The 23020-nt window shown below is 53.0% G+C and carries 23 protein-coding genes; 15 read left to right on the top strand and 8 right to left on the bottom strand.

Going from position 1 to position 23020, the window contains the following annotated elements; all coding sequences use genetic code 11:
- Positions 1 to 54 precede the first annotated feature (54 nt).
- The 4 genes from OU421_RS06275 to OU421_RS06260 form a co-directional block, all read right to left on the bottom strand.
- On the bottom strand, positions 55 to 966 hold the full coding sequence (locus tag OU421_RS06275) for a glycine betaine ABC transporter substrate-binding protein (protein WP_268187765.1): 912 nt from the start codon (positions 964 to 966) through the stop codon (positions 55 to 57).
- A gap of 164 nt (positions 967 to 1130) precedes the next feature.
- The gene (locus tag OU421_RS06270; RefSeq protein ID WP_268187764.1) at positions 1131 to 1982 is read right to left on the bottom strand and encodes a glycine betaine ABC transporter substrate-binding protein; all 852 of its coding nucleotides are present in this window, start codon (positions 1980 to 1982) and stop codon (positions 1131 to 1133) included.
- Positions 1983 to 2108: 126 nt separating this feature from the next.
- Positions 2109 to 2951, bottom strand: a complete 843-nt coding sequence (locus OU421_RS06265; RefSeq protein ID WP_268187763.1) for an ABC transporter permease — start codon at positions 2949 to 2951, stop codon at positions 2109 to 2111.
- Positions 2951 to 4171, bottom strand: a complete 1221-nt coding sequence (locus OU421_RS06260) for a quaternary amine ABC transporter ATP-binding protein (RefSeq protein WP_268187762.1) — start codon at positions 4169 to 4171, stop codon at positions 2951 to 2953. Before OU421_RS06260 ends, OU421_RS06265 begins: the two co-directional genes overlap by 1 nt.
- 260 nt (positions 4172 to 4431) lie before the next feature.
- On the opposite strand from OU421_RS06260, the gene OU421_RS06255 reads away from it, so the two are divergent.
- From OU421_RS06255 to OU421_RS06235, 5 genes are all read left to right on the top strand, one after another.
- Positions 4432 to 4974, top strand: a complete 543-nt coding sequence (locus OU421_RS06255) for a KH domain-containing protein (RefSeq protein WP_268187761.1) — start codon at positions 4432 to 4434, stop codon at positions 4972 to 4974.
- 184 nt (positions 4975 to 5158) lie between these two features.
- Positions 5159 to 7432 (top strand): ATP-dependent DNA helicase, encoded by a 2274-nt coding sequence (locus tag OU421_RS06250; RefSeq protein WP_268187759.1) that lies wholly within the window; start codon positions 5159 to 5161, stop codon positions 7430 to 7432.
- Complete coding sequence (cgi121, locus tag OU421_RS06245) at positions 7425 to 7976, top strand: KEOPS complex subunit Cgi121 (RefSeq protein ID WP_268187758.1); 552 nt, start codon at positions 7425 to 7427, stop codon at positions 7974 to 7976. The genes OU421_RS06250 and cgi121 overlap by 8 nt, the downstream gene beginning before the upstream one ends.
- A 323-nt stretch (positions 7977 to 8299) precedes the next feature.
- Complete coding sequence (locus tag OU421_RS06240; protein ID WP_268187757.1) at positions 8300 to 9247, top strand: hypothetical protein; 948 nt, start codon at positions 8300 to 8302, stop codon at positions 9245 to 9247.
- Between the two features lie 126 nt (positions 9248 to 9373).
- Positions 9374 to 9778, top strand: a complete 405-nt coding sequence (locus tag OU421_RS06235; RefSeq protein ID WP_268187756.1) for a hypothetical protein — start codon at positions 9374 to 9376, stop codon at positions 9776 to 9778.
- Between the two features lie 27 nt (positions 9779 to 9805).
- Here the strand turns inward: OU421_RS06235 and OU421_RS06230 are convergent, their stop codons facing one another.
- A complete protein-coding gene (locus OU421_RS06230; protein ID WP_268187755.1) occupies positions 9806 to 10054 on the bottom strand; it encodes a hypothetical protein in 249 nt (82 codons plus the stop codon).
- 104 nt (positions 10055 to 10158) lie between these two features.
- Between OU421_RS06230 and OU421_RS06225 the strand changes: the two genes are divergently transcribed.
- From OU421_RS06225 to gpmA, 5 genes are all read left to right on the top strand, one after another.
- The gene (locus tag OU421_RS06225) at positions 10159 to 10335 is read left to right on the top strand and encodes a hypothetical protein (RefSeq protein ID WP_268187754.1); all 177 of its coding nucleotides are present in this window, start codon (positions 10159 to 10161) and stop codon (positions 10333 to 10335) included.
- A gap of 196 nt (positions 10336 to 10531) precedes the next feature.
- Positions 10532 to 10819, top strand: coding sequence for a hypothetical protein (locus OU421_RS06220; RefSeq protein WP_268187753.1), 288 nt, complete (start codon positions 10532 to 10534; stop codon positions 10817 to 10819).
- A gap of 712 nt (positions 10820 to 11531) precedes the next feature.
- A complete protein-coding gene (locus OU421_RS06215) occupies positions 11532 to 12428 on the top strand; it encodes a hypothetical protein (RefSeq protein ID WP_268187752.1) in 897 nt (298 codons plus the stop codon).
- Between the two features lie 72 nt (positions 12429 to 12500).
- Complete coding sequence (locus OU421_RS06210; RefSeq protein WP_268187751.1) at positions 12501 to 13418, top strand: AEC family transporter; 918 nt, start codon at positions 12501 to 12503, stop codon at positions 13416 to 13418.
- A gap of 115 nt (positions 13419 to 13533) precedes the next feature.
- The gene (gene gpmA, locus OU421_RS06205) at positions 13534 to 14283 is read left to right on the top strand and encodes a 2,3-diphosphoglycerate-dependent phosphoglycerate mutase (protein ID WP_268187750.1); all 750 of its coding nucleotides are present in this window, start codon (positions 13534 to 13536) and stop codon (positions 14281 to 14283) included.
- A gap of 202 nt (positions 14284 to 14485) precedes the next feature.
- On the opposite strand, the gene OU421_RS06200 is transcribed toward gpmA, so the two are convergent.
- Together OU421_RS06200 and OU421_RS06195 are read right to left on the bottom strand one after the other, a co-directional pair.
- The gene (locus OU421_RS06200) at positions 14486 to 16354 is read right to left on the bottom strand and encodes a PKD domain-containing protein (protein ID WP_268187749.1); all 1869 of its coding nucleotides are present in this window, start codon (positions 16352 to 16354) and stop codon (positions 14486 to 14488) included.
- Positions 16354 to 18003: a YIP1 family protein gene (locus tag OU421_RS06195; RefSeq protein WP_268187748.1), complete on the bottom strand. Its 1650-nt coding sequence runs from the start codon at positions 18001 to 18003 to the stop codon at positions 16354 to 16356. Before OU421_RS06195 ends, OU421_RS06200 begins: the two co-directional genes overlap by 1 nt.
- 170 nt (positions 18004 to 18173) lie before the next feature.
- Here OU421_RS06195 and OU421_RS06190 point away from each other — a divergent pair, with 170 nt between their 5' ends.
- Positions 18174 to 19514, top strand: coding sequence for a PEGA domain-containing protein (locus OU421_RS06190; protein WP_268187747.1), 1341 nt, complete (start codon positions 18174 to 18176; stop codon positions 19512 to 19514).
- Positions 19515 to 19549: 35 nt separating this feature from the next.
- Here the strand turns inward: OU421_RS06190 and OU421_RS06185 are convergent, their stop codons facing one another.
- Entirely contained in the window at positions 19550 to 19996 is a 447-nt protein-coding gene (locus tag OU421_RS06185) for a ribonuclease III domain-containing protein (RefSeq protein WP_268187746.1), read from the bottom strand.
- Between the two features lie 162 nt (positions 19997 to 20158).
- On the opposite strand from OU421_RS06185, the gene cbiM reads away from it, so the two are divergent.
- The 4 genes from cbiM (at position 20159) to cbiQ (ending at position 22977) form a co-directional block, all read left to right on the top strand.
- On the top strand, positions 20159 to 20803 hold the full coding sequence (gene cbiM / locus OU421_RS06180; RefSeq protein ID WP_268187745.1) for a cobalt transporter CbiM: 645 nt from the start codon (positions 20159 to 20161) through the stop codon (positions 20801 to 20803).
- Positions 20800 to 21141, top strand: coding sequence for a PDGLE domain-containing protein (locus tag OU421_RS06175; RefSeq protein ID WP_268187744.1), 342 nt, complete (start codon positions 20800 to 20802; stop codon positions 21139 to 21141). The genes cbiM and OU421_RS06175 overlap by 4 nt, the downstream gene beginning before the upstream one ends.
- 187 nt (positions 21142 to 21328) lie before the next feature.
- On the top strand, positions 21329 to 22162 hold the full coding sequence (locus OU421_RS06170; protein ID WP_268187743.1) for an ATP-binding cassette domain-containing protein: 834 nt from the start codon (positions 21329 to 21331) through the stop codon (positions 22160 to 22162).
- Entirely contained in the window at positions 22159 to 22977 is an 819-nt protein-coding gene (gene cbiQ, locus OU421_RS06165) for a cobalt ECF transporter T component CbiQ (RefSeq protein ID WP_268187742.1), read from the top strand. The genes OU421_RS06170 and cbiQ overlap by 4 nt, the downstream gene beginning before the upstream one ends.
- Positions 22978 to 23020 lie beyond the last annotated feature (43 nt).

Raw genomic sequence — 23020 nt, 5'->3', positions numbered from 1 at the left:
ATGGCACCGGATCAGTCAGTTCAAAGAGAAGTAAAATAGAAAAAACGGTGGGAATTACCTATTGATCCAATAGATAACCCGGTCCTGGTTCGCGTCCACCCATGCCTGTGCTGCGTCCTCCGGGGTCGCACCGTCTTCGATTGCAAGCATCACCTCTTCCATATCCGAAGACTCCCAGCCAAAGCGCTCTAGAATCGCGTATGCCTCGGGGTTATCCTCACTGAAGCCCTGCCGGGCAAGGCTCGCAATATACTCCTCGCCGCCGTAGACACCCTTCGGGTCGTCGAGGTACTTCAAATCGAAACGGACAAACTTCCAGTGCGGCGTCCAGCCGGTGACGACGATCCACTCATAATTTTCATAGGCATCGGTGAGCTGGGCCGCCATCGCTGCACTGGACGAAGGGACGAGCGTGTAGTCGAGGCCGTACTCCTCTATCGCCCGCTCGGTCGCGGCCATGATGCCCGCACCCGGTTCGATACCGATGATCTTCCCGTCGAACTGGTCGGTGACGTTATTCAGCTCCTCGATGGAGTCAATCTTCACATACCGGGGGACCACGAGGCCAATCTTTGCACCCTCGAGGTTCGTCCCGACCATATCGATGTCATCGCCATAGGTGTCCCAGTACGCGTCATGCGTCGTGGGCATCCATGACGAAACACTCATATCGACCTGACCGTCTGCAAGTGCCTGATAGAGCGGGCCTGCGTCAACAGCCTTGAGCTCGACATCGTAGCCTGCCTGTTCATAGACCGTCTTGAGCACATTGGTGCTCGCGATCTCCGAGTCCCAGAGCACATAGCCGATGGAGACCTCACCTGCCGGCATCACCGTTGCCGTGGGTGTCGCGGTCGGTTCCGTCGTCGGGGCGGGACCCGTCTCGTCCGTACAGCCGGCGATGAAGACCCCGGCTACGACGAGGATCAGAATACAGAGTGTTCCTGTCTGCTGTGCAGATATCATATCTATCACATCCTCCGGTCAGTATCCAACCGCCGGGGGTACAGCCAGAACCTGACGTACTGGAACATACCATGACATCCTATATAGAGAACACCACCGGTAATACAACATCCTGCGGGCAGGAAACCGTACCGGGCGCGGGCGCCTGAAAAAAAGAAAGGGGATTATCCGTTGATCCAGGACTGGACCTGATCGAGGTGTTCGTCCACCCATGCCTGTGCGGCATCTTCAGGTGTTGCCCCTTCCTCAACGGCGAGCATCACGGATTCCATGTCTGACGGCTCCCAGGAGAAGCGCTCAAGAATGGCAAAGGCTTCGGGATTCTCATCTACAAATCCTGTGCGGGCAAGGCTTGCGATATACTCCTCGCCGCCGTATACGCCCTCAGGGTCGTCCAGGTACTTCAGGTCAAAGCGAACGAACTTCCAGTGTGGTGTCCAGCCGGTAACGACGACCCACTCTTCGTTCTCATAGGCGTCACTGAGCTGGGCTGCCATCGCTGCACTCGATGACGGCACAAGCGTGTAGTCAAGACTGTAGTTCTCAATAGCAGTCTCGGTCATCGCCATGATACCTGCACCCGGTTCAATACCGATGATCTTGCCGTCGAACTGGTCAGCGACATCGTTCATCTCGTCGATGGAGTCAATCGTCACGTACTGGGGGACCACGAGACCGACCTTTGCGCCCTCGAGGTTCTTCCCGACCAGCATGATGTCGTCACCATAGGTGTCCATGTAGGCAGCGTGGGTAGCGGGCAGCCATGCGGAGACACTCATATCGACCTGACCGTCTGCAAGCGCCTGGTAGAGCGGGCCTGCGTCGACTGCCTTGAGCTCGACATCGTAGCCGGCCTGTTCATAGACCGTCTTGAGCACATTGGTGCTCGCGATCTCCGAGTCCCAGAGCACATAGCCGATGGAGACTTCTTTTGCGGCATCGGTTCCGGTCTCCGGTGCCGCCGCGGTACCGGCCGAATCCGTGCAACCGGCAACAAAAATGATACCAAATAACACAATTAATACAATAAACAAATTTTTTGAGTTCAGATTTAGCACAAAAACACATCCATTCAATCAGTAAAAACCGGAAAATACGGCTCAAACTGACGTATTTAAAAAATTGATCGGGGTTTCTATATATCACTTTTGGTCATTGCCGGTGCTGATCACGTTCTGTGTGATCCGGTCGAGAATGATGGCGATGATGACGATGCAGAGGCCTGCCTCGAACCCCCCGCCGATATCGACCCGCTGGATACCCATCAGGACGTTCAGACCCAGACCCGCAGCACCGATCATTGCCGCGATGACCGTCATCGAGAGAGCAAGCATGATACACTGGTTCACGCCCGCCATGATCGTCGGCATCGCCACCGGCAACTGAACCTTGACAAGCTTCTGCCACTGTGTCGCCCCGAACGCCTCGGAGACCTCAATGAGTTCGACTGGCACCTGCCGGATACCGAGGTTTGTGAGCCGGATTGCAGGCGGCATCGCAAAGATGATCGTTGCGATCATGCCCGGCACATTCCCGAGACCAAAGAAGATGACCGCAGGAATCAGGTAGACAAAGGACGGCATCGTCTGCATCAGGTCAAGGATGGGACGCAGTGCGGTATCAACCGTTTGCGAGCGTGAAGCAAGAATTCCCAAAGGAATTGCGATCGCAAGCGTCACCACTGCTGACGTAATGACAAGGGCAAGCGTCAGGATGGTCTCAGACCAGAGGTCCAGGAGATAAATGAAGAGCAGCCCAAAGAGTGTCAAAAGACCGATTTTGAGGTTCTTTTTTGTTAAAATCCAGGCAATAAGCGCAAATATTACGATGAGAAGAAGCGGAGGGACGGCCGCCATCCCATCTTGGAATCCGCTCACCAGCATATCCATGATAGCGGTGATCCCGTCCAGCAGCCACCCGAAGGTCTCATCGATCCAATCAACAACCACCTCAACTGCTTCACCGACCGGCAGAATGTCCGACATTATACCTCAACCTCCAGCCGGGCCAGACCTGCAAGCAGTGAACCCCGCACGATAAGCCCTTTAATTTTCCCGTCACTGTCAAGAACTGCCACCGGATAGGCGGTTTCGGCCATAATCGGCATCAGTTCCTGCGCAGGGGTATCCATTTCAACCGTAGGGGTGTCAGTGATCATCAGTTCTCTCAGAGGGATATCACGTTTCTTAGCCTCGACAGCCCCGTCTACCGTTACAAGACCACGGAATTTCCGGTCCTTTCCTGCAACAAATATACTGGAAATACCGTACTCCTCCATCAGGCGGAGGGCATTTCTCGGCCCCGAATCCGGGGGTAGGAGCGGCTCGGGACGTTTCATTACGTCCTTTGCAACCAGTACACGGGAGAGGTTGACATCTTCGACAAACCGCTCCACATAATCACAGCGGGGATTCTGAAGAAGGTCTTCGGCGGTCCCTAACTGCGCAATCTCTCCGTCCTTCATCAGGGCAATACGGTCCCCGAGTTTGAGGGCCTCATCCAGATCATGGCTCACAAAGATGATTGTCTTGTTCAGCCTGGCCTGCAGTTCAATGAGTTCATCCTGCATATCACGACGGATAAGAGGATCAAGGGCACTGAATGCCTCATCCATCAGGAGGATGTCCGCATCACTTGCCAGTGCACGTGCGAGGCCGACCCGCTGTTGCATACCTCCGGAAAGGCCGGAGGGATAACTCTCCTCATAGCCTGAAAGACCGACAAGATCAATTGCTTCCCGTGCTTTTTGTTCCCGCTCTTCAACAGGAGTGTTCTGTATCTCAAGTCCGAACGCAACATTCTCCAGAATAGTACGGTGGGGGAGGAGGGCAAAGTTCTGGAAGATCATCCCGATCTTCGTACGCCGCATCTGCCGCAGTTCGTCCTCGCTCATCGTAACGATATCTGTTCCGTCGATTTCGATATTTCCGCTCGTCGGTTCGATAAGCCGGTTGATGCACCGCAGAAGGGTCGACTTTCCACAGCCGGAAAGCCCCATCAGAACAAACAACTCGCCCTCATAGACGTCAAAAGAAATGGACCGAAGCGCAACATTCTGCTCGGTCTTCTCAAAAATTTCCTGCTTCTTCTTTCCCTGCTGGATAAGTTTCAGGGCATCTTCAGGATGTTTCCCAAAAATTTTCGTCAGATTTCTGACACTGACTTTGATAGTATGATATTTTTCTTCTTCCTGGGTTTCTTCCATGAGATGGCAACTCCGGGATATACGGGATTTTTAGATCGAGCCCGAATACATAAAACTTTTTGTCCCACAGTTACATGAATGGTTGGGTTCCGGATATTGGGCCACCTTTTGTGTAAAAATTATATATTTATTGTGGTCAGAACGGGATGACGTCCACACCACCTTCTGTACTGCATCTGCAGGCCGCGCGAAATTGCCCCGCCACCAACCATTATCCCTTCACCACTCAATTGTACTATACAACAGGGATGATACCCACCATGACCACCACTGAGATAAAAATCACCACCGCCCGCATCCCGGTCCTCATCGGGAAAGGCGGCAAAACAAAACGCGATATTGAAAAGAAAACCGGGACCACCCTCGCGATTGACTCTGAGGACGGACTCGTTGAGATTGAAGGAGAGGACGCCATTGCCGTCATGCGCACAACAGAACTGGTGCGTGCCATCAACCGCGGATTCTCACCCGAGCGGGCCTTTACCCTCTTCGAAGACGAAGATATGATTCTGGACATCATGGACCTCTCCGGTGTCTGCACGACACCAAAACAGATGGAACGCCTCCGGGGCAGGATCATCGGCAAGAACGGACGGGCACGTGAACAGATCGAGGATATGACCGGGGCCATCCTCTCTGTCCAGGGTAAGACGGTTGCGGTTATCGGCATGATTGACCAGGTAAAGAATGTCCGGACCGCAGTTGAAATGCTCATTGAAGGACTGCCACATGCGACGGTATTCTCCTTTTTGGATCGCAAGAAGAAAGAGGCAAAGGTCGACATGCTCGAATATTATTATTGACCCCCATATCATCATATAAATATTTTGAGCATATTACATACTAAAAAGACCACCGAACCACGGGAATATCAAAAATACAGGAAAGGACGGATGATTTCCACTGGAACATACATACCCACATTCTGCCCGTTCATGACATATAGAGCAATTAAATCTCTTTTACACAGGAAAAGAAGGGGTGCCTTTGCATTTTTCTGATTTGCCACTGCCTGAGGCATTTAAACAGAATATTAAAGATAAAGGTATCGAATTCCTGTACCCGCCCCAGAACGAGTGCATTGAAAAAGGGCTGCTTGAAGGTGCCGATCTGCTGGTTGCCATTCCCACTGCATCCGGAAAGACCCTGATTGCAGAGATGGCGATGCATGCCGCCATTGCACGGGGGGGGATGAGCCTCTACATTGTCCCATTAAAAGCACTTGCAACAGAAAAGGCCCATGAATTTGCAAACAAGGGCTGTGCTATCGGTGTCGCCACCGGGGATTATGATCAAAAGGAGGCACGCCTTGGCGCAAATGACATCGTGATCGCCACTTCAGAGAAAGTGGACTCTCTCCTCAGAAACGGCGCCCCCTGGCTATCCCGTGTCTCCTGCCTCGTCGTTGACGAGGTACACCTTATCGACGATGAGTCACGCGGACCCACCCTTGAAATGGTGATTACCAAACTGCGCCATGCCACTCCGAACATGCAGGTAATCGCTCTCTCCGCAACTATCGGCAACCCTAAGGAACTGGCGGGCTGGCTGGGGGCAGACCTTATCACCTCAGACTGGCGTCCGGTGGACCTCAGGGAGGGTATTTGCTATCGCAATATGATCTACTTTAACGATGAGGAGCGTGAGATTCCTTCTCCTGCAAAGACCGAAGACATCAATCTGCTTCTGGACTGTGTGGCAGACGGGGGGCAGTGCCTCGTCTTTGTCTCATCCCGGCGCAATGCAGAAGGATACGCAAAACGGGCGGCTTCGGCCCTGAAATCAGAGCATGCAGTGCTGGACAGTATTGCAGAGAAACTCGAAGCCGCTGCCGAGACTGATATGGGCCGTACTCTTGCTGCCTGTGTGAGAAACGGTGCGGCCTTCCATCATGCCGGAATGAACCGCATGCAGCGGACACTCGTTGAAGAGGGTTTCCGGAGTGGATTTATCAAGTCGATCTCATCTACTCCCACACTCGCGGCAGGCCTAAACCTTCCCGCACGCCGGGTAATCATCCGTGATTATCTCCGCTACGTCGGTGGAGAAGGAATGCGGCCAATACCGGTACGGGAATACCGGCAGATGGCAGGGAGGGCCGGACGGCCGCACCTTGATCCCTATGGTGAGGCCATTCTTATTGCAAAATCAGAATATGCGGTAAATGATCTCTACGAGGAGTATGTAGAGGCACCTGACGAGGAGGTCCGCTCCGGATGTGGAGAACAGGGTATCCTCACAGCACACATCCTCTCCCTTGTCGCAACCGGCTTTGCCCGTTCCCGTGACGAACTGATGGAATTTCTGGAGAAGACCTTCTATGCCCACCAGCACACCGGAAAACGGGCCCTTTCCCGGACACTGAACGATGCCCTTTCATTTCTCACGGGCGCCGAGATGGTGACGGACCTCTCCGGTATGCTGCATGCAACCGAATACGGTGAGCTGACGAGCAGGCTCTACATTGACCCCCGCTCAGCCGAGATGATCACCGCAGCACTCCGGGAAGATGGAGAACTCACTGATTTAGCCCTTCTCCAGCTGCTCTGCATGACACCGGATATGTTCACTCTGTATGTAAAGAAAAATGACCTGGCCATGCTGGAGAAGTTCTTCTATGACCACGAAGAGGAGTTCAGAACCGAGTTCTCCTACGATGAGATGGAGGAATTCTTCCGCAGCCTTAAGACCGCAATGCTCCTCTCCGACTGGATGGACGAGACAGGTGACGATACCATCTGCACCCGCTACGGCGTCGGCCCGGGTGACATCCATAATGCAGTAGAGGGAATAGGGTGGCTGCTTCATGCCTCCGGAAGGCTGGCACGCCTTTTCTCGCCTGAACACCGCAACGGAGTGGAGGAAACCACCCTGCGGATCCGTCACGGCATCCGTCATGAGTTAATTCCTCTGGTCCGCATAAAAGGCATCGGGCGGGTTCGGGCACGCCGCCTCTTCACAAACAACATCACCAGCCCTGAAGCACTTCTCACTGCAGACCCCGCCTTTGTCGGCAGCATCGTAGGCGGAAAAACAGCAGAGAGTATTATTCGGGCCGCAAAGACCATGAAACGTGGCAGGGGCCGCAGGGATCCTCTTGCAGAACGTATGGCCGCACGGAATGGGGAGAACGAGCCAACAGAGAAAGGACAGAGTGGACAGAACACCGGGGCGGCAGAAGATATTGCCACTGTAGGGACAGAAGAAGGACCAGGCGCACAAAGGTCGCTCTTCTCATTTGGGGGAGAGGCAGATGAATAATGTAGCAGGCCCCCTTATGCCCACTCATGCGATCCTCTTTGCCAATGCGGAAATATCTGACATTCAGGAGTTTCTTTCGGCCGTACATGCCACCGCAGACCGCATCGATGCCCATATCATCTGTATTAATGCTGACCGGGTTGCAGGTCGCCTACACCTGGATGCCGCACTCGCCCATGCCTGTCGGACATGGTTTACGGACAAAAACCCTGTCGCACGGTCCTTTGAGATGGAACTGCTCCTCTGGGTGGCAGCTAGCCGACAGACAAGTGTTGCTGCCAAATTCGGCGCACAGAAGGGGAAGATGCCTCTCTGGGTGGTTATAGTGCCAGCAGTCGAGAATGCAGCAGACGAAATCGCCAGAATACCCGGTATTACCCTCCCTCCTGCCCCACCCGCAGGGACAGAACCCATTTGTGCAGAGAAACGTTCACGCCTGATGCAGGACTTCTCCATCACTGAAACGGAACTTGCCACCATCGGCACACAACGGCTCCCCGAACTTATCGCAGAACGAGTCGCCCTCTCTGCCGTGTACCGATAATTGCAGTAGCATTATTATCATGCCCATTCCTCATTGGCAGAAACGGTTTCCCTCTCCCACCATTTTTCCAAAAACTCCAGGACCTCAATGCCTGCCGGGAAGAAATGGCCGGACAGCCAGTCAACAACCCCCGAGAACCCCGGTGTTCCCGGAATACTACCAGAAATCAGGCAGATTCTTAGACCCCGAATCGTCGAATCACACACAACGAATATAATAATTATCCCTCTCCGAGTCAACATCCACGACAACTTTATATATGGGCAATAGTAAGGATAGCACAGAACCGTATGGTATTGTACGGTCATTTTGAGGTGTGTGTATTGACGCAGAGGTATTTAAGGTCAGTTCCGGCCGTCCTTCTCATTATCATGTTCATCATACTGCCCGCAGTGGCATGCCACCCGGTAGATGATGATGATAAAGAGATATGGATTGCCGAGTATTCGGATAGTGGGGATAAAGAGGAAAGAATTATTGAAAACCCGCCATTACGGGCATATTTGGGAAGGGTTAGCAAGGCAGACCAAGAGACCGGTGAATTTGAAGTGGATATCGCCGCAAAGTGGAATGGGGAGCAGTTTGCACCATTCACTCCAATGACACTCTACACCCCCCTGAAATTTGACATATTCTTTAACTACATCAAACCGGGTGATGAGGTAGTCTGTGCCCTGAGCGATTCACAAGGAATGATTGCTATCGGTCTGGTGGGAGACAGCCAGTCTACCCAGAAACATTTGAGCTGGATGGTAGGTGATCCAAATGCAATGCCGTCACCGTTTATCGGCAACTACAAGGTATCATATACTGCAACGCCAAACTGTGATTCCTGCACCGGACAGGTATGCAGTGCGCAGTCAGTAAACGTCACCGTGAAGACTGTCAGCTATTATTCAAACAGCAAGGAGTTTCCGATATCTGATTGTGGAACACAGACCATGCTGCCGGATGATACATGGAATACACTAGAGGAGGGAAACAGAAACCATCTGGAGATCCTCTTTATCAATGGTAATGCTCCGGCATCAGAGTGTCCGGGGAGCAAGTTGACGGAAGGAACAGAGCCAACATCGTACTTCTTTATCAGATCCATGGGCAGGGCAACTGCCACTCCAACCGCAACACTGATCACTGAAGAGATGACCAGTATGCCTGAACCTGAAGGGCCCAGTCCCGCAGACATGGCAGCAGCGGCACCAGTTCCCGGATTTGGAATGATGGCAGCCATTTTCGGCTGTACCATAGCACTGGTGGTTATCCGCCGGTAAACTCTCTATTTTCCCACTCCTTTTTTTCCGCAAGTCTGAATTTAAACGGCCACTCATTTTTCCTGTATCAGGTACGATAGCTCGACCGATATTTTTTTTACCCGCCACCCCATATTCGAACTGTTTATGGATCTATCCCGTCTCTGTTCAGTGATGGTCCGGGGAGTCTCCATCGAAACCGTTTCACCCGCATATATCGGGGGGAGGGTAACAGTCGCTGTCACATCCCGGGCACCAGCCCGGTTAACCCTCTCAGAGATCAGGTTTGATATTCTCACAGCGGATGACACCCCGGAACGGGTTATTATCCACGGGTGGGCTGAGAATGTTAGTCTGGGTGCCTACTCGACTACCGAAGTTCCGGTGTCCATCACTGTCACATCTCCGGAGGCTGTACGTTTTCTCACCGGTGCCTTAACACGCGACATAGACGCCCGTGTCCACGGAACGGCCAAAATCGACGCATATCTATCGAAGATTACAATTCCGTTTGACGACGTGGTCACCGTACCCTCTCTTCTTTCCCGATGAATATCACCAATTATCCCATACGTCGCTTTATTGTCTCAGAAAATGGATAGCCAGCCAGATATGGCAGAGGGATTTATCCTTTGCGCAGCAGAGATTCTCGTAATACCACCAGTATTTTTTCGCCATGTGCGTGATAGCTACCTCATGCAGGCGGGGTTCTTCTTTTTCACCCTCCTCTGCCTGCACAGCATCCTTGCAGGCGTCCTGATCCGGGGGATCGGGGGGAGCCTCTTCTGCAGTGTGCCCTTTATCGACACCACATCTGCCGGAGAACATACCATTATTGCCGCAATCGCCGGTAGTTTTCTCTTTGGGATCTTTTTCATCGCGATTTCAGGTGCCGGAATCCATCTCACAGCAGTGGTCCTTGGCACTGCAGCATGCAGGAGACATTTCGTGCCATCCTCTATGGTGCGGTACCAGCCCTCCTTATTGGATGGACTCCTCTCTTTGGCATCATCACCAATCTCTGGACCTTTGCTGTTACCGCAATAGGCGTATGGGAACTCCAAGGACTCTCCACAATCCGGGCCGCAAATAGCCGTCTTTGTTCCTGATGTTTTAATTACCGGCCTGTGTTCATTCGTGCTTACCCCACTATTCTTTGGATATGATTACACCCGCTATTTTATACTGCCCTGCCCATAGCAAGGAGATCGGAAACCACGGCAGAAGGATAATTCCACCTCGAAACTTCATTGAAACTACCCGTGCCATTATTACCCAAAAACGAGTATATCAATCTGATATACTATGGCAGGAACACGTGGACATTTTGAGAAAGGCGTATGGATTGAAGAACCGATCACCAGTGAAGAAGCAGAGAAGAGTGAACCCGAGGTAAATGTGGAAGAGATCATCACTGATGCCCGTAATTCTGTATCACGCGCCGTGAAAGATGTAACAGACCTCGGAAAGACCCTTTTTGGCACAAAAAAAGGGCGTGACCATCTTGAAAAGGAGGCAAAAAAGGCTGGAGATAAATTCGAGAAGGCCATTAACGAGGCCATCGAGGATGCACGGAAAAAAATGAAACAGTAAAATAACACAATTTTTAACTCGAATCTTTTGAAAATCCACCCGCTGGAAAGGCTGTCTGTCTGTTGTTTCCCGAATGGGAACAGGCAGACATTCACCATTCGGTGAGCAGTCACGGGATATTCGGATTAAATTTTCCATTATCCCCCGGAGAACCTTGGAATTACTCCGGAGGGGAGGGCTAAATAAGCGGACATATTATTGTCCTATTAAATGGTGAAAACTGCACAATAATCATATATGACCTTGTAGCCAAATGCAGAATCTGCTACTCTGTGGCTAGGTTTATTTGTCGGTAGTATTCGTCATGGAGAGATGGATCATCCCTTTTTTCCAGAACGGGCTTTTATGTTCAATACACAAATAGTTCATAAAACGGACCCTGATCCTGTCAGCATCCAAAAATCCATCTTATGATTGTTCATTCACAAATATCAACGGAATTCACCTGGACAAACAACAGCCTTTAGAAAAACAGGTAAGTTATATCCGAAATTCTTCATTTTCAGAGTTCAGTCACATTGTCTTTTCAAAGGAAAAGGGGCAATGCCGCGGAACTCCTAAATGGCTCTTTTCATTGCTGCCCTGCAGAACATCTGCACTGCACCACACCAATCCGGTGCCAACCAGTACTTAACGTTATTATAGAGAGAGGAGTATTGAAAGAGTACCACAGGACCAGAGACCATTATCTGATCCGATGGAGGTGTGAATATTGAAAAGACGATTTATACTCGGATTCCTGGCCATTCTTCTTATAGCGATGTTCATCATGCTGCCCACAGCAGCAGTTGAACTCGAAGAGGTGTATCTGGGAACGGTGACAAAGGCAGATCAGGCGACAGGTACACTGGACGTGAAGATCTCCGCGAAATGGAACGGAAAGCAGTATGCACCGGTTGACCCGGTGACGATATCCGGCACATCGACCTTTGATGCGCTCTTCGAGAACATCAAACAGGGCGATGAAGTGGTCGGCACCCTGATGGGAGGAGAAGAATGGATCGCAATCGGTCTTGTCGGGGTCAAACAGTCCACCCAGAAACAGGTAAGCTGGATGATTGGTGACCCGAATGTCATGGTCTCCCCGTTTGTCGGCAACTACAAGGTAACCTATACCGCAAACCCAAAGTGTGACTCCTGCATTGGAACAGTCTGCTACGCCCAGTCCGCAGAGGTGAGCGTGACGACCGTCGGATATGACGCAAACGGGAAAGAGTACACGATCTCTGAGGTCGGGACACAGACCCTCCTGCCGGCAGAGACCTGGAATGCAGTTGCAAAAGACAACCAGCAGTACCTGAATATCCTCTTTATGAAGGGAGAGGCGCCGGCATCGGCCTGTCCGGATGTAGAGATGATGGTGGGCCCCCAGTCGGTCTCCGACTTCTTCATTAAATCCATGAGTGTTGCGTCCGGCATTCCGACCGAGACACCAGAGTCTGCAGTAGCAACGACACCGCCAGTCGTGGAAGAGACGACTGCGGTGCCTGCAACCCTTCCTGAAACAGCATCAACCACGTCCGCACCAACGGCCACCCCGGTGCCCGGTTTTGGTGTGATGGCAGCCATTCTCGGTGGAGTCGCAGCTCTGGCGATCATCCGCCGGTAATCCCACATTTTTCCTATTTTTCGGGCCCTGTCGAAAAGGGTATTGTATCCTGTTCGCCAATATACTGAACATATGAGTATCGCGGTTATTGCAGAGAGCATTATCATACTCTTTCTTTTGATGGGTGTCGGTTTTCTCTGCAGACGCACCGGCGTCATCGGACCGGACGGGGCCCGCGGACTCTCCTCATTTGTGGTAAACGTAAGCCTGCCTGCACTGATCCTGATGGCGATGCAGGTGCCCCTTACCCCCGAACTGATTGAAAATGCCGGCGGCATACTCTTCGGTGTGGGGGTATTTTATGCTGTCTCCTTTGGTCTCGCCTTCACGGTCCCCCGGTTCATCGCAGACTCTGATCTGGAAGCAGGTGTGATGCGATTCATGCTCGTTTTCTCAAATCTTGGGTTTATGGGCATTCCCGTAGCAAATGCCGTCTTTGGACCTGAATCTATTTTCTATGTCTCAATATTCAATCTCACCTTCAGCATCCTGCTCTTCTCGGTGGGCGTTCTGATGCTCAGACCCGATATGGGCCGGTATCTGGACCCAAAACTCTTCCTGAACACCGGCCTCATTGCATCCGTAGCAGGGCTCTGCCTCTTCGCCCTCCAGATTCACATCCCCTCCCCGTTTGCAGATGTCTTCACCCTGCTCGGGAGCACCACCACGCCACTTGCAATGGTTGTCGTGGGTGCGCTGCTTGCCACCCTGCCCCTTGAGGGCATTTTCACGGACAAAAAGATATGGGTCATCACCGTACTCCGGCTCGCTGTCATTCCCATTGCAGTCTTCCTCATCCTTCGGCCCTTTGTCTCAGGGCCCTTCCTTCTGGGTGTACCGGTCCTTCTTGCGGCAATGCCGGTTGCAGCGAACGCCGTGATGCTCGCAGAAGAGTATCATGTAGATGCCACCATCGCGTCAAAAGGAGTCTTTCTCACAACCATTCTCTCGCTTGCCACACTCCCCGTCATCACCCTCCTCATCACCTGAGGTACGTGATAACCGGGTGCCACACTCCCGGTAACGACTGCCGGCCAGAGGAGGGGGCAGGATGGCAAGGTATTTTTTTTGTCCCGCTGAGAGGTATGCAGGAGATTTTCGTACGATGTACAGACTTGTGCTACTGCGCCACGGAGAGAGCGAATGGAACCGCGAGAACCGGTTCACCGGATGGACTGATGTTGACCTTTCAGAAAAAGGGCTTGAAGAGGCGCATGCGGCAGGAGCACTGCTGCGAAAGGAGGGATTCACCTTTGATGTCGCCTACACCTCGGTTCTGAAACGGGCTATCCGGACCCTTTGGATCACCCTCGATGAACTGGACCTGATGTGGATTCCCGTGCATCGGTCATGGCGCCTGAACGAACGCCACTACGGTGCTCTGCAGGGCTTAAACAAGGCAGAAACCGCAGCAGAATACGGTGACGAACAGGTATTTATCTGGCGGAGAAGCTATACCATTCCGCCCGAACCCCTCTCTGCGGACGATGAACGGTCCCCGGCAAAGGACCCACGGTATGCCGATCTGGCACCGGAGGAGCTTCCTCTCACTGAGTGCCTGAAGGATACGGTCGCTCGTTTCCTGCCGATCTGGAACGAGGAGATCGTTCCGGATATCAGAGCGGGGAAGAATGTTCTCATCGCCGCACATGGCAACAGTCTGCGTGCACTCATCAAAAATCTGGAAGGCATCTCAGACGATGACATCTCTCAGCTCAATATCCCGACCGGCATGCCGCTCGTCTATGAACTTGATGAAGACCTGAAACCGATCCGGTCATACTACCTCGGTGACGAAGAGGCAGTTAAAGCGGCGATGCAGAGCGTTGCAAACCAGGGTAAAGCCAAAAAATAACTTTTTTATCCACACCGGAATGAACCCCGGCAAAACCATAATCGTGTAACAAAAAGTATTTCGGATCCGTTGAGGTATATGAGACAAACGGATATGAAGGATGCCGTCTGAACCCGGATTTTGTAGACCAATACGTCAAAGAATTATACATACAAATTCAAGTTTCTGCAGAAATGCCCAAAAAAATGTTTTAGATATCTGACTACTTCACGGCAATGATCAGGAAATCCGGCTCGTCATCGATACCCAGGAATCCGAAGAGAATTTTGATGTACTCATTATAGAGCCCGGTCATCTTCCGGTATTCCCCGTCGATTAATCCGGCATCCTCTGCTGCAGACGCCGGGGTGGCGGTGGGAACAGCGGTCTGTGTCATGGCCGTCGCAGTTGCGGGCGGGCTGACTCTGATTGTCATCGTGTATTCATCCGTGTCCCCGCTCTCGTCTTCTATCTCAAGGGATGCCGTGTAGGTTCCGGGAGAGGAATAAACGACATTGGACGGCGATTTGCCATCATAGGTCCGGCCATTGCCAAAGTCCCAGTGGTAAGACTCAATGTCAGCACCGGTGGATGCGTCCACAAACCGCACCGAGAGCGGTGCGGTACCGCTTGACGGATAGGCGTTGAACCGTGCAGAGGTCTGGACGGTGCGAACGGTGATCGTCTTCAAAATGATGTCACTGCCGCCACTGTTCTTGACAAACAGTGTCACATCGTAACTGCCTGCATTTTGGTAGGTATGTTGAGGATTTTTGAGGGTGCTCTCCCGGTTTCCGGAGAAATCCATTGCGTCGTCAAAGTCCCACTTCCACTCGTTGATTCCCGTCCCTGTTGAGGTGTCGGTGAAGGAGACCGCCTGTCCTACCACAGGGCTGGTGGGTGACCAGGTGAAGGAGGCGTCCGGTTTCGGCCCGGCAGTTGGTGTCGGTGTTGCGTCCCCGACGGTGATTGTTCTGGTGACCGAGTCAGAGGATAATCCGGTCTTTTTCACAGTGAGTTCCACGGTGTACGTACCGTCACTGGAGTACTTGTGGGACGGATTCTGAGACTCAGAACCGGTATTATCACCAAAATCCCATTCCCATCCTGTCGGATACCCATCTGATGTGTCGGTAAAGTAGACATATTCATCAGCATCAGGGCTTGAGGGGGAGTAACTGAAGTCCGCTTCCAGACTCTCCTCTCCAACGGTAATTGTCTGGACATAGGCACTGGATGTGCCCGCACTATTCGAGACTGTCAGGCTTACTGAATAGGTGCCTGCTGATTCGTAGGTCTGGGCCGGGGGATACTGCAAATTGCTGATCGCTCCGTTACCAAAATACCAGTACCACCCATCCGGATTACCGGTTGACGTGTCAGTAAATGTGACCGGAGTCCCCGGTGAAGGGTTTGATGGACTGTATAGGAACGAGGCGGTTGGGACGGCAGCAGCGGCAGCAGCAACCGTAATGGTCTGGGTGGCGGTATCTGTTTCGCTGCCGCCATCTGATACGGCAAGAGTGACTGTGTAGGTGCCGGCAACAGCGTAGGTGTTGGATGGGTTCTGCGCCTGACTTACTCCGCCATTACCAAAGGCCCAGCTCCACGTGGCGACATCACCTGTTGAGGTGTCCGTGAATGTGACAGAATCACCTGCAGAGGGATTCGCCGGAGAGAACGTAAAGGAGGCGTCCGGAGGGACGGCTGCTGCTGTGACAGTAACCGACTGAGTGCCTGTGTCAGTTGTCCCCGCAGCATCGGTAACCGTCAGGATAACGGAAAAGGTCCCTGCACTTGTATAGATATGCGTGGGGCTCTGGACAGATGCCGAACTCCCATCGCCAAAGGTCCATGCCCAACCCGTGATATTGGCCCCGGTGGCTGACCCGGAAAAGGTAACGGATTCTCCCACCTCCGGGCTCGCGGGGGAGAAGGTGAACGATGCCCCCAGTGTTTCATCCGCACTCACCGGCGGCACCGCAACGGCACAGATGAGGACTGCAATGAAAAGTCCTCCCAAAAGCCCCTGCAACACGCCTTTCGGAGATCTCAGACTCCGTTCAAAACAAGAAAATATTGATTTTTTCATCACTGTGAACCTCCTGCTGAGAAGAAAAGAGAGAATATCGCAATAAAGAGGATGACCGGGACGGCGACCGCAATCAGGGCAAAGCGTTCCTCAACGTCATCTGCCGCGACAAGCCCCTTATACTGTAAAAAGAGCATCCAGATTGCTGCTGCCAGCGGGCCAAAGAAGGGGATGAGCCCCACCGTGCCAAAGGGTGTCGCCGCATATGCACAGGTGCGGAAGGTCTCTGTTACATCGTCACTCTGGCCGAAAATCCGCAGCAGGATATGCATGACAACGGACCAGATGAGAACTGCGACAATACCAATAATAACAATTCTCGGGATGAGGAGCAATGCCCCCACAATATCTGCACCCAGCGCCGCCATCTGCGGATACTCTGCTGCATCAAGGGAACCGGCAAAGAGATGGAGCAGAATCGAGGTGACGGTTCCGAAGATAGCAAGGACTGCTGCGAGATAGACCATCGCCTGCCCGAAACTATCGTTTTTTGTATAGCGAAAGGCGTCCTCCGGGGCGGCGAGGAAACCGAAGTATTTCTCGATAAACGGTACCTCGGAGAGGCCCCGTTCCTGACTGGGGAACCGGAATGATGATTTTCTACGTGTCCGAGGCTCTTTCTGACGCCGTTCGGGCTTCTCCCGTTTCTGCTTTGTTTTGCGTTTTTTGACCGGACTCTCATCCACTGTTGCCGCATCAAAGGGTATGTCCCGGATACCTCCCGAACCCCCTTTCGCTGCTGATCCGGCGGCCAGGGGTGCACCGCAATTTGGGCAGAAACGCGGGCTGCCTGTAAGCGGAGCGCCGCACTCGGTGCAGAACTTCGCTCTCCCGGCAACCGGGGCGGCGGACATACGGCGGGCAGGTGGCATCTCTGATACAGCGGCAGTTTCTATGAGCGCTCTCGCCCACTCATCGCGTTCGGGTGCCCTGCCACCGGAGTACCACTCCGAAAAGACGAGCACCATAGTCCGCTCAGTGCCGCCTGCGGCCCTTACCCGGAGATGCAGTGATGGATCGCCCCCCGCCGATGTCTTCGAAATCACCCCAATAATATCCGTCCGTCGTACCGTAAGTGGGGAGGCTTTTGGATCCTCATGCCGGACGAGGGTGACAGCCTCCTTCGTCAGGGATGCAGTGAACTCATGGCCCTTCACTATGATATGTTCCGCCTTCAGTCCGGAAACCGCAGGTTTCTCCGATGATGGGGTAGTCAACACTTCAGCCACCGGTGTGGGTTTCGCATTCTCTTCAGCGCCATCAGATGGTAGTGCGGCAGTATCTGGTGTGGCAGCGTCTGTTGCAGGAGCCGCGGATGAAACAGGGGCAGTGGACGGCAGATTGGCTGTTTCGGTCACCATTCCCTGTACCAGTTCTGCCACCCGGTCGCGTTCATCCGCTCCCTGAAGCCCGCCAGCCCCGTCAAAGACAAGGACCATTGTTCGTTCACGTTCTCCGGAAATGATGGTCACCGAGAGAGATGGATCTCCTTCCGGCGTTTTCGTGCGGGAGAAGGCTGAAACCGAACTGAATACAATCTCCACCGGAGATGCATCCGGAAAATCAGGCTGAGTGAGAATGAGCCGCTTTTGTGTGATGAAAAGATCAAAAAAATGCGATTTGACCCTGACAGAAGGTGATGTTGTCACCAGTTTTTCATCGTCTGCGAGGTCAGGATATATCGTATAATCACCTGTAGAGTTTTTCTCTGATATTTAAATATAGTATCGCATATTTCATGACCTGCAGGACTGATATTTTCCATTATCACACCACAGCAGTCAGCTATATCATGACATCCACAGTAATATTTGTTTATATGACAAATTGTGCACACCGGCGTCTCTGTGCCAGCATCCTGATCCTAGTTTTTGCTGCCCTCCTTCTCTGCCCCGCAGCAGCAGGACTGGCACAGTACCGCATCCATACCAACGTCGACGCCGCCCAGGTGTATTTTGATTCTGTCTATCAGGGGCAGACCGCTGGCGGAATGTTAACCGTGAGCGTCTCTGCGTCCGGCACACAATATAATTTGGTTGAAGTCCGGAAGACCGGATATTACACAGTCTCACAGAGCCTGCCCTATGTCCCGGACGGCTCGTCAACGGATATGTATTTCACTCTCTCAGCAGATAGCGGCGGGACCACCGGTACGGTTGCGGTGCAGACCTCCCCTTCCGGAGCATCAGTCTATATCAACGGCATCTATCAGGGTATCGCACCGGTGACCGCCACCGGGATCCGTCCCGGCACCTACACCATCATCGCCGAGATGCCGGGTGCAGAAAGCGTAACAGAAACAGTCACTATAACCGGAAGCGAATACCGGACCGTCACCCTCTATCTGGGTGGTACCGGTGCCATCACCTTCACCTCTGTGCCCTCTGCGGCCTACATTGAGCTTGACGGCACCATTATCGGCACGACCCCGCATACTGCAACCGACATTACCCCGGGCGAACACCAGATCGTCATCACAAAAAACGGGTATTATAACTGGCGTGAGACGATCGATATGACGGGGGGCGGCACCCGGTATCTCTCTGCCACCCTCAGTCCGGTTGCTCTGGAGAATGCCATCCGCATCCGCTCTGTTCCTGCAGGCGCTGCTATATACCTCAACGGCATTTATCAGGGAGAGACAATGGAAAACGGATATTTCCCGGTTACCGACCTCAGAATCGGACAGCATATTATTCTTCTCAAGCTCAAGGGATACGATGATTATGAGGAAACCGTCAGCCTCTCCGAAGGCGAGACGGTCACTATCAGTGCAGACCTCGAGGAGGGAGGGGGCAGCACCACCTCAACTGCCACGCCCTCCCTGTCAGCTGCAACCGGGAAACTCATGATCACCACCAGCCCACCGGGCGCGGAGATCTCCATCGACGGCAGTCCCGCTGGCCGGATGACCCCCGCCACCATCACCAGCATCCCCACTGGCACCCATACCATCTGCCTGCAGCTTGCCGGATATGCAGCTGCAGAGGCAACCGTCACCGTCACCGCAGGAGAGACCGCTACACTCTCCTTGCCGCTTGCACCGGGAACGGCGGGAACGCCGGTGCCCACCAAAAGTCCGGCGCCCCTCATCATCCCGGTAATGGGGCTTATGCTCCTTCTCTGTATCTGGCTATACCAGCGGGATGAGGATCATTAAGAGCAGTGTTTCCTCCCACCGTCTGTAGCTTGTAGTTACCCAAAAAAGCCGAGATGCATGAGAATGGTGCGTACTGCGGCTATCCCGCCATCAAGGTATGCAGCTCCGCATACCGCCTCCATGCACTCCGCAAGCACCCGCCCGGACTGCCAGATCCCCTGCTTGGATTCTCCCTTTCCCCATGTCACATACCGGTGCAGATCAAAGGACTCCGCGAGCTGGCGGAGGACAGTCATATTTACCATATTCATCTTGGTCAGCGAGAGCTCACCCTTGCTCTCCATTCCTCCCCCAATGAGGTGCTCCAGCACCACGACATCAATTGTGGCATCACCAAGTGTCGCAAGGGCGTCCATTGACCAACCGTCATCATGACTCTCTTCTTTTGCAGCAGCAAGACGGGTCATGGCACGGGCCAAAAGAGTACGGTCCCGAAAGGAGTAGCCAAGCGCATCCTCCAGTTCATCATACAGCGGATTCATGAATACTCAGACTGTTTTGGAAGAGAAAGAGATAATCTCTTCTTCATCTCCCCCAATTTATTCCCCATATGCGCATAAATCAGAATATGTGATACGAATTTACCATTCGGATGATTTAGTAATACATATAAACAAATAAGTAATACCCTTGGATGGATTACCATGCATATACCTGATGCGTTCCTCCCACTCTGGCAGAGTGCCATCTACTGGATAGTGGCCCTTGTCTTTATTGTCCTTGCACTGCGCTGGGCAAAGAATGAATTGTCTGAAGATAAAATCCCCCTCGTGGCCGTTCTCGCAGCCGGCATATTTGCCATCCAGGCATTTAACCTGCCGGTCGCTATGGGCACATCCGGCCATCTTGTTGGGGGTGCACTTGCAGCAATTGTGCTCGGCTCCCCCTATGCAGCAGTCTTCATCCTGACACTGGTCCTCATCATCCAGGGGATCATCTTCGGGGACGGCGGCCTCACCACGATGGGCGTCAACATTCTCAATATGGGCGTCATCGGTGGATTTGTCGGGTTCTACGGCTACCAGACCCTAAATGGTGTTGGCCTAAACCGCTATGCATCCGCAGGCGTTGCCGCATGGCTGGCCTGTTTCATTGCAGCCCTCGCCGCATCCGTTGAGATGGCCATCGCAGGGACATTCCCACTCGTGCCGGGTCTCATTGCAATGGGCACCTATCATGCCGCAATCGGCATCATTGAAGGGATCATCACGGCTGCTGCCATCTACTTCATCGCAACGGCACGCCCCGATATGCTGGTGGAATCTACCCCCCAGGAGGCTGCAGCATGAACATCACCAATACACAATTTTTGATTGGTGGTCTTGTAATTGCGATTCTCATCGGCTGTCTTGCCGTCTTCCTCGCATCCGGAGACCCGGACGGTCTGGAATCAACCGCACTCTATGTACAGGGCGAAAAGACCCTCACCGGCGACTCCCCCGAAGACGGCGACCCCGAAGCAGTCGGCGTGAGTGATGCAGTCGAATATGAGGCACCCCTCCCTGACTACTCCATGGGTGAAGATGGCGGAAAGGGCGGAGAAATCTTTGCAGTCCTTGCCGGCATTATCATCGTCTTCGGGCTGGCATTTGTTGCAACCCGTATTGTCGCCGCAAAAAAGAGCTGAACATTCTCGCTTTATCAGACACACGTACACCTAACCATGTACCACACCTCCGTACAGGGAACATGAGAATATTTCCTCTCTCCCCTTCCCTCACGGACCGGAGGAGACGGGACAACAATTTTCCATACAACAATGATGACAATCTTAATACCCAATCCCTGCAGAGATTTTCCTACGGTATCTATCCATGCACATCATTGAAACACGTGACCTCACCTATTCCTATCCCGGAGGGATCGATGCGCTGCGTTCGGTCAACATGCACATCCACCGGCACGCACGTATCGCTGTCCTCGGTTCAAACGGGGCCGGAAAAAGTACTCTTTTCAGCCATTTCTGCGGCATCCTTACACCAACCTCCGGACAGGTGCTCGTACATGGAGAACCAGTGACAAAGAAGAATCTCAGGGAGGTGCGAAAAACTGTCGGAATGGTCTTCCAGAACCCTGACGACCAGATATTTTCCCCCACCGTGGAACAGGACGTCGCATTCGGGCCGGTAAACCTCGGCCTTGATGATGCCACGGTGTCACACCGGGTTGATGAAGCCCTCCGCCTGATGGAGGCGGACCACCTGAGGAAACGCACCCCCCACAAGCTCTCCGGTGGAGAGAAGAAACGGGTGGCCATCGCCGGGGTCCTCGCAATGGAGCCGCAGGTGATTGTGCTTGACGAGCCGTCTTCCGGTCTTGACCCGCAGGGTGTACGCGAACTCACCGGGTTTCTACGCACTCTCCCTGACACCTATGGCATGACTGTCATCTTCTCAACCCATCAAGTGGACCTGGTGCCCGAGATCGCAGACTATGTCTATGTGATGCAGGACGGCATGATTGCCGGTGAAGGAACACCTGATGAAATATTCCTGCGTGACGATCTCCTCCGTGGGGCACGTCTGGATGTTCCCATCCTCGCACGCCTTCTGCGTTCACTCCGGGAGAGCGGCATCCGGATTGATGCCGGCTCCTCCTATAGTGATGTGGAGGCTGAACTCCTCCGGTTGCTGGCGGATAAGACATGATCGAACATCTCGCCACCATCGAGCGTGACGCGCAGGGCACCAGTCGTGTCCACCTGCTGGATGCACGGGTGAAGATACTCATCACCTTTGCCGCCATCATCACGATGGTCGCGATGCCCTATACTCCTGCGGTATACCCGCTCGCTCTCTGCTGGTTCATCCTCTTTACCATCTGGTGGAGCCTTTCGGGCCTCTCGCCAAGGGTCTTTTTCTGGCGGTACCTGATGACGCTCCCCTTCGGGATGTTCATCATTATCTTCCAGATCTTCTTTGAGAATCCATATTATGACGTCTTCACCCCAATTGTCACACTCCCGTTTGGCATCTCAATCTACGCTCAGTCCGTAGAATTTGCGACCATTCTTGCCCTGAAGTTCACCGCCTGTATCATCTGGGTAATTCTCCTGTCATCCACCACTCCCATGGAGGAACTGCTAAAAGGAGCACGGCGCCTGGGACTTCCGTCTGTCATGGCCCTCTCACTGGGGATGATGATCCGGTATCTCTTCGTCTTTGCTGAGATGTACGCAGAGATCAACAACGCCCTCGCTGTCCGGCACTTCAACGCCTTCTCACGGAACCTTCCCTACCGGTACCGGATGAGGATTCTCGCGTACACCATCGGAACCATGTTTCTGCGCAGTTACGAACAGGGCGAACGGACCTACACGGCGATGCTCTGCAGGGGGTATGGAAAGGATGCCTATGAGCATCTGGAAAAAAAGAGCCTTGCTCCCAGGGAATATGCCCTTACTGCATCAATGATCATCATTTTTTGTGCGGCATCCCTTGGTATATTCCTCTTTTGGGCCTGAATCCTTCCGGAAGAAAGGGTTATCTCCCATCATCCCTCATTTC

Origin of the sequence: Methanogenium organophilum (genome assembly GCF_026684035.1) — an archaeon.
Classification (GTDB): domain Archaea; phylum Halobacteriota; class Methanomicrobia; order Methanomicrobiales; family Methanomicrobiaceae; genus Methanogenium; species Methanogenium organophilum.
The sequence above is the reverse complement of the archived record's forward strand: the minus strand, read 5'-3'. Positions and strand labels throughout refer to the sequence as shown.

Excerpts from the sequence above, each read along its gene's own strand:
- OU421_RS06225 (WP_268187754.1), top strand. The coding sequence starts at position 10,159 with ATGCAGGAGACATTTCGTGCCATCCTCTATGGTGCGGTACCAGCCCTC.
- OU421_RS06265 (WP_268187763.1), bottom strand. The coding sequence starts at position 2,951 with ATGTCGGACATTCTGCCGGTCGGTGAAGCAGTTGAGGTGGTTGTTGAT.
- OU421_RS06230 (WP_268187755.1), bottom strand. The coding sequence starts at position 10,054 with ATGTTCTCCGGCAGATGTGGTGTCGATAAAGGGCACACTGCAGAAGAG.
- OU421_RS06275 (WP_268187765.1), bottom strand. The coding sequence starts at position 966 with ATGATATCTGCACAGCAGACAGGAACACTCTGTATTCTGATCCTCGTC.
- gpmA (WP_268187750.1), top strand. The coding sequence starts at position 13,534 with ATGTACAGACTTGTGCTACTGCGCCACGGAGAGAGCGAATGGAACCGC.
- OU421_RS06185 (WP_268187746.1), bottom strand. The coding sequence starts at position 19,996 with ATGAATCCGCTGTATGATGAACTGGAGGATGCGCTTGGCTACTCCTTT.
- OU421_RS06190 (WP_268187747.1), top strand. The coding sequence starts at position 18,174 with ATGACAAATTGTGCACACCGGCGTCTCTGTGCCAGCATCCTGATCCTA.
- OU421_RS06235 (WP_268187756.1), top strand. The coding sequence starts at position 9,374 with ATGGATCTATCCCGTCTCTGTTCAGTGATGGTCCGGGGAGTCTCCATC.
- OU421_RS06200 (WP_268187749.1), bottom strand. The coding sequence starts at position 16,354 with ATGAAAAAATCAATATTTTCTTGTTTTGAACGGAGTCTGAGATCTCCG.
- OU421_RS06210 (WP_268187751.1), top strand. The coding sequence starts at position 12,501 with ATGAGTATCGCGGTTATTGCAGAGAGCATTATCATACTCTTTCTTTTG.
- cbiM (WP_268187745.1), top strand. The coding sequence starts at position 20,159 with ATGCATATACCTGATGCGTTCCTCCCACTCTGGCAGAGTGCCATCTAC.
- OU421_RS06175 (WP_268187744.1), top strand. The coding sequence starts at position 20,800 with ATGAACATCACCAATACACAATTTTTGATTGGTGGTCTTGTAATTGCG.
- cbiQ (WP_268187742.1), top strand. The coding sequence starts at position 22,159 with ATGATCGAACATCTCGCCACCATCGAGCGTGACGCGCAGGGCACCAGT.
- OU421_RS06255 (WP_268187761.1), top strand. The coding sequence starts at position 4,432 with ATGACCACCACTGAGATAAAAATCACCACCGCCCGCATCCCGGTCCTC.
- OU421_RS06170 (WP_268187743.1), top strand. The coding sequence starts at position 21,329 with ATGCACATCATTGAAACACGTGACCTCACCTATTCCTATCCCGGAGGG.
- cgi121 (WP_268187758.1), top strand. The coding sequence starts at position 7,425 with ATGAATAATGTAGCAGGCCCCCTTATGCCCACTCATGCGATCCTCTTT.
- OU421_RS06220 (WP_268187753.1), top strand. The coding sequence starts at position 10,532 with ATGGCAGGAACACGTGGACATTTTGAGAAAGGCGTATGGATTGAAGAA.
- OU421_RS06260 (WP_268187762.1), bottom strand. The coding sequence starts at position 4,171 with ATGGAAGAAACCCAGGAAGAAGAAAAATATCATACTATCAAAGTCAGT.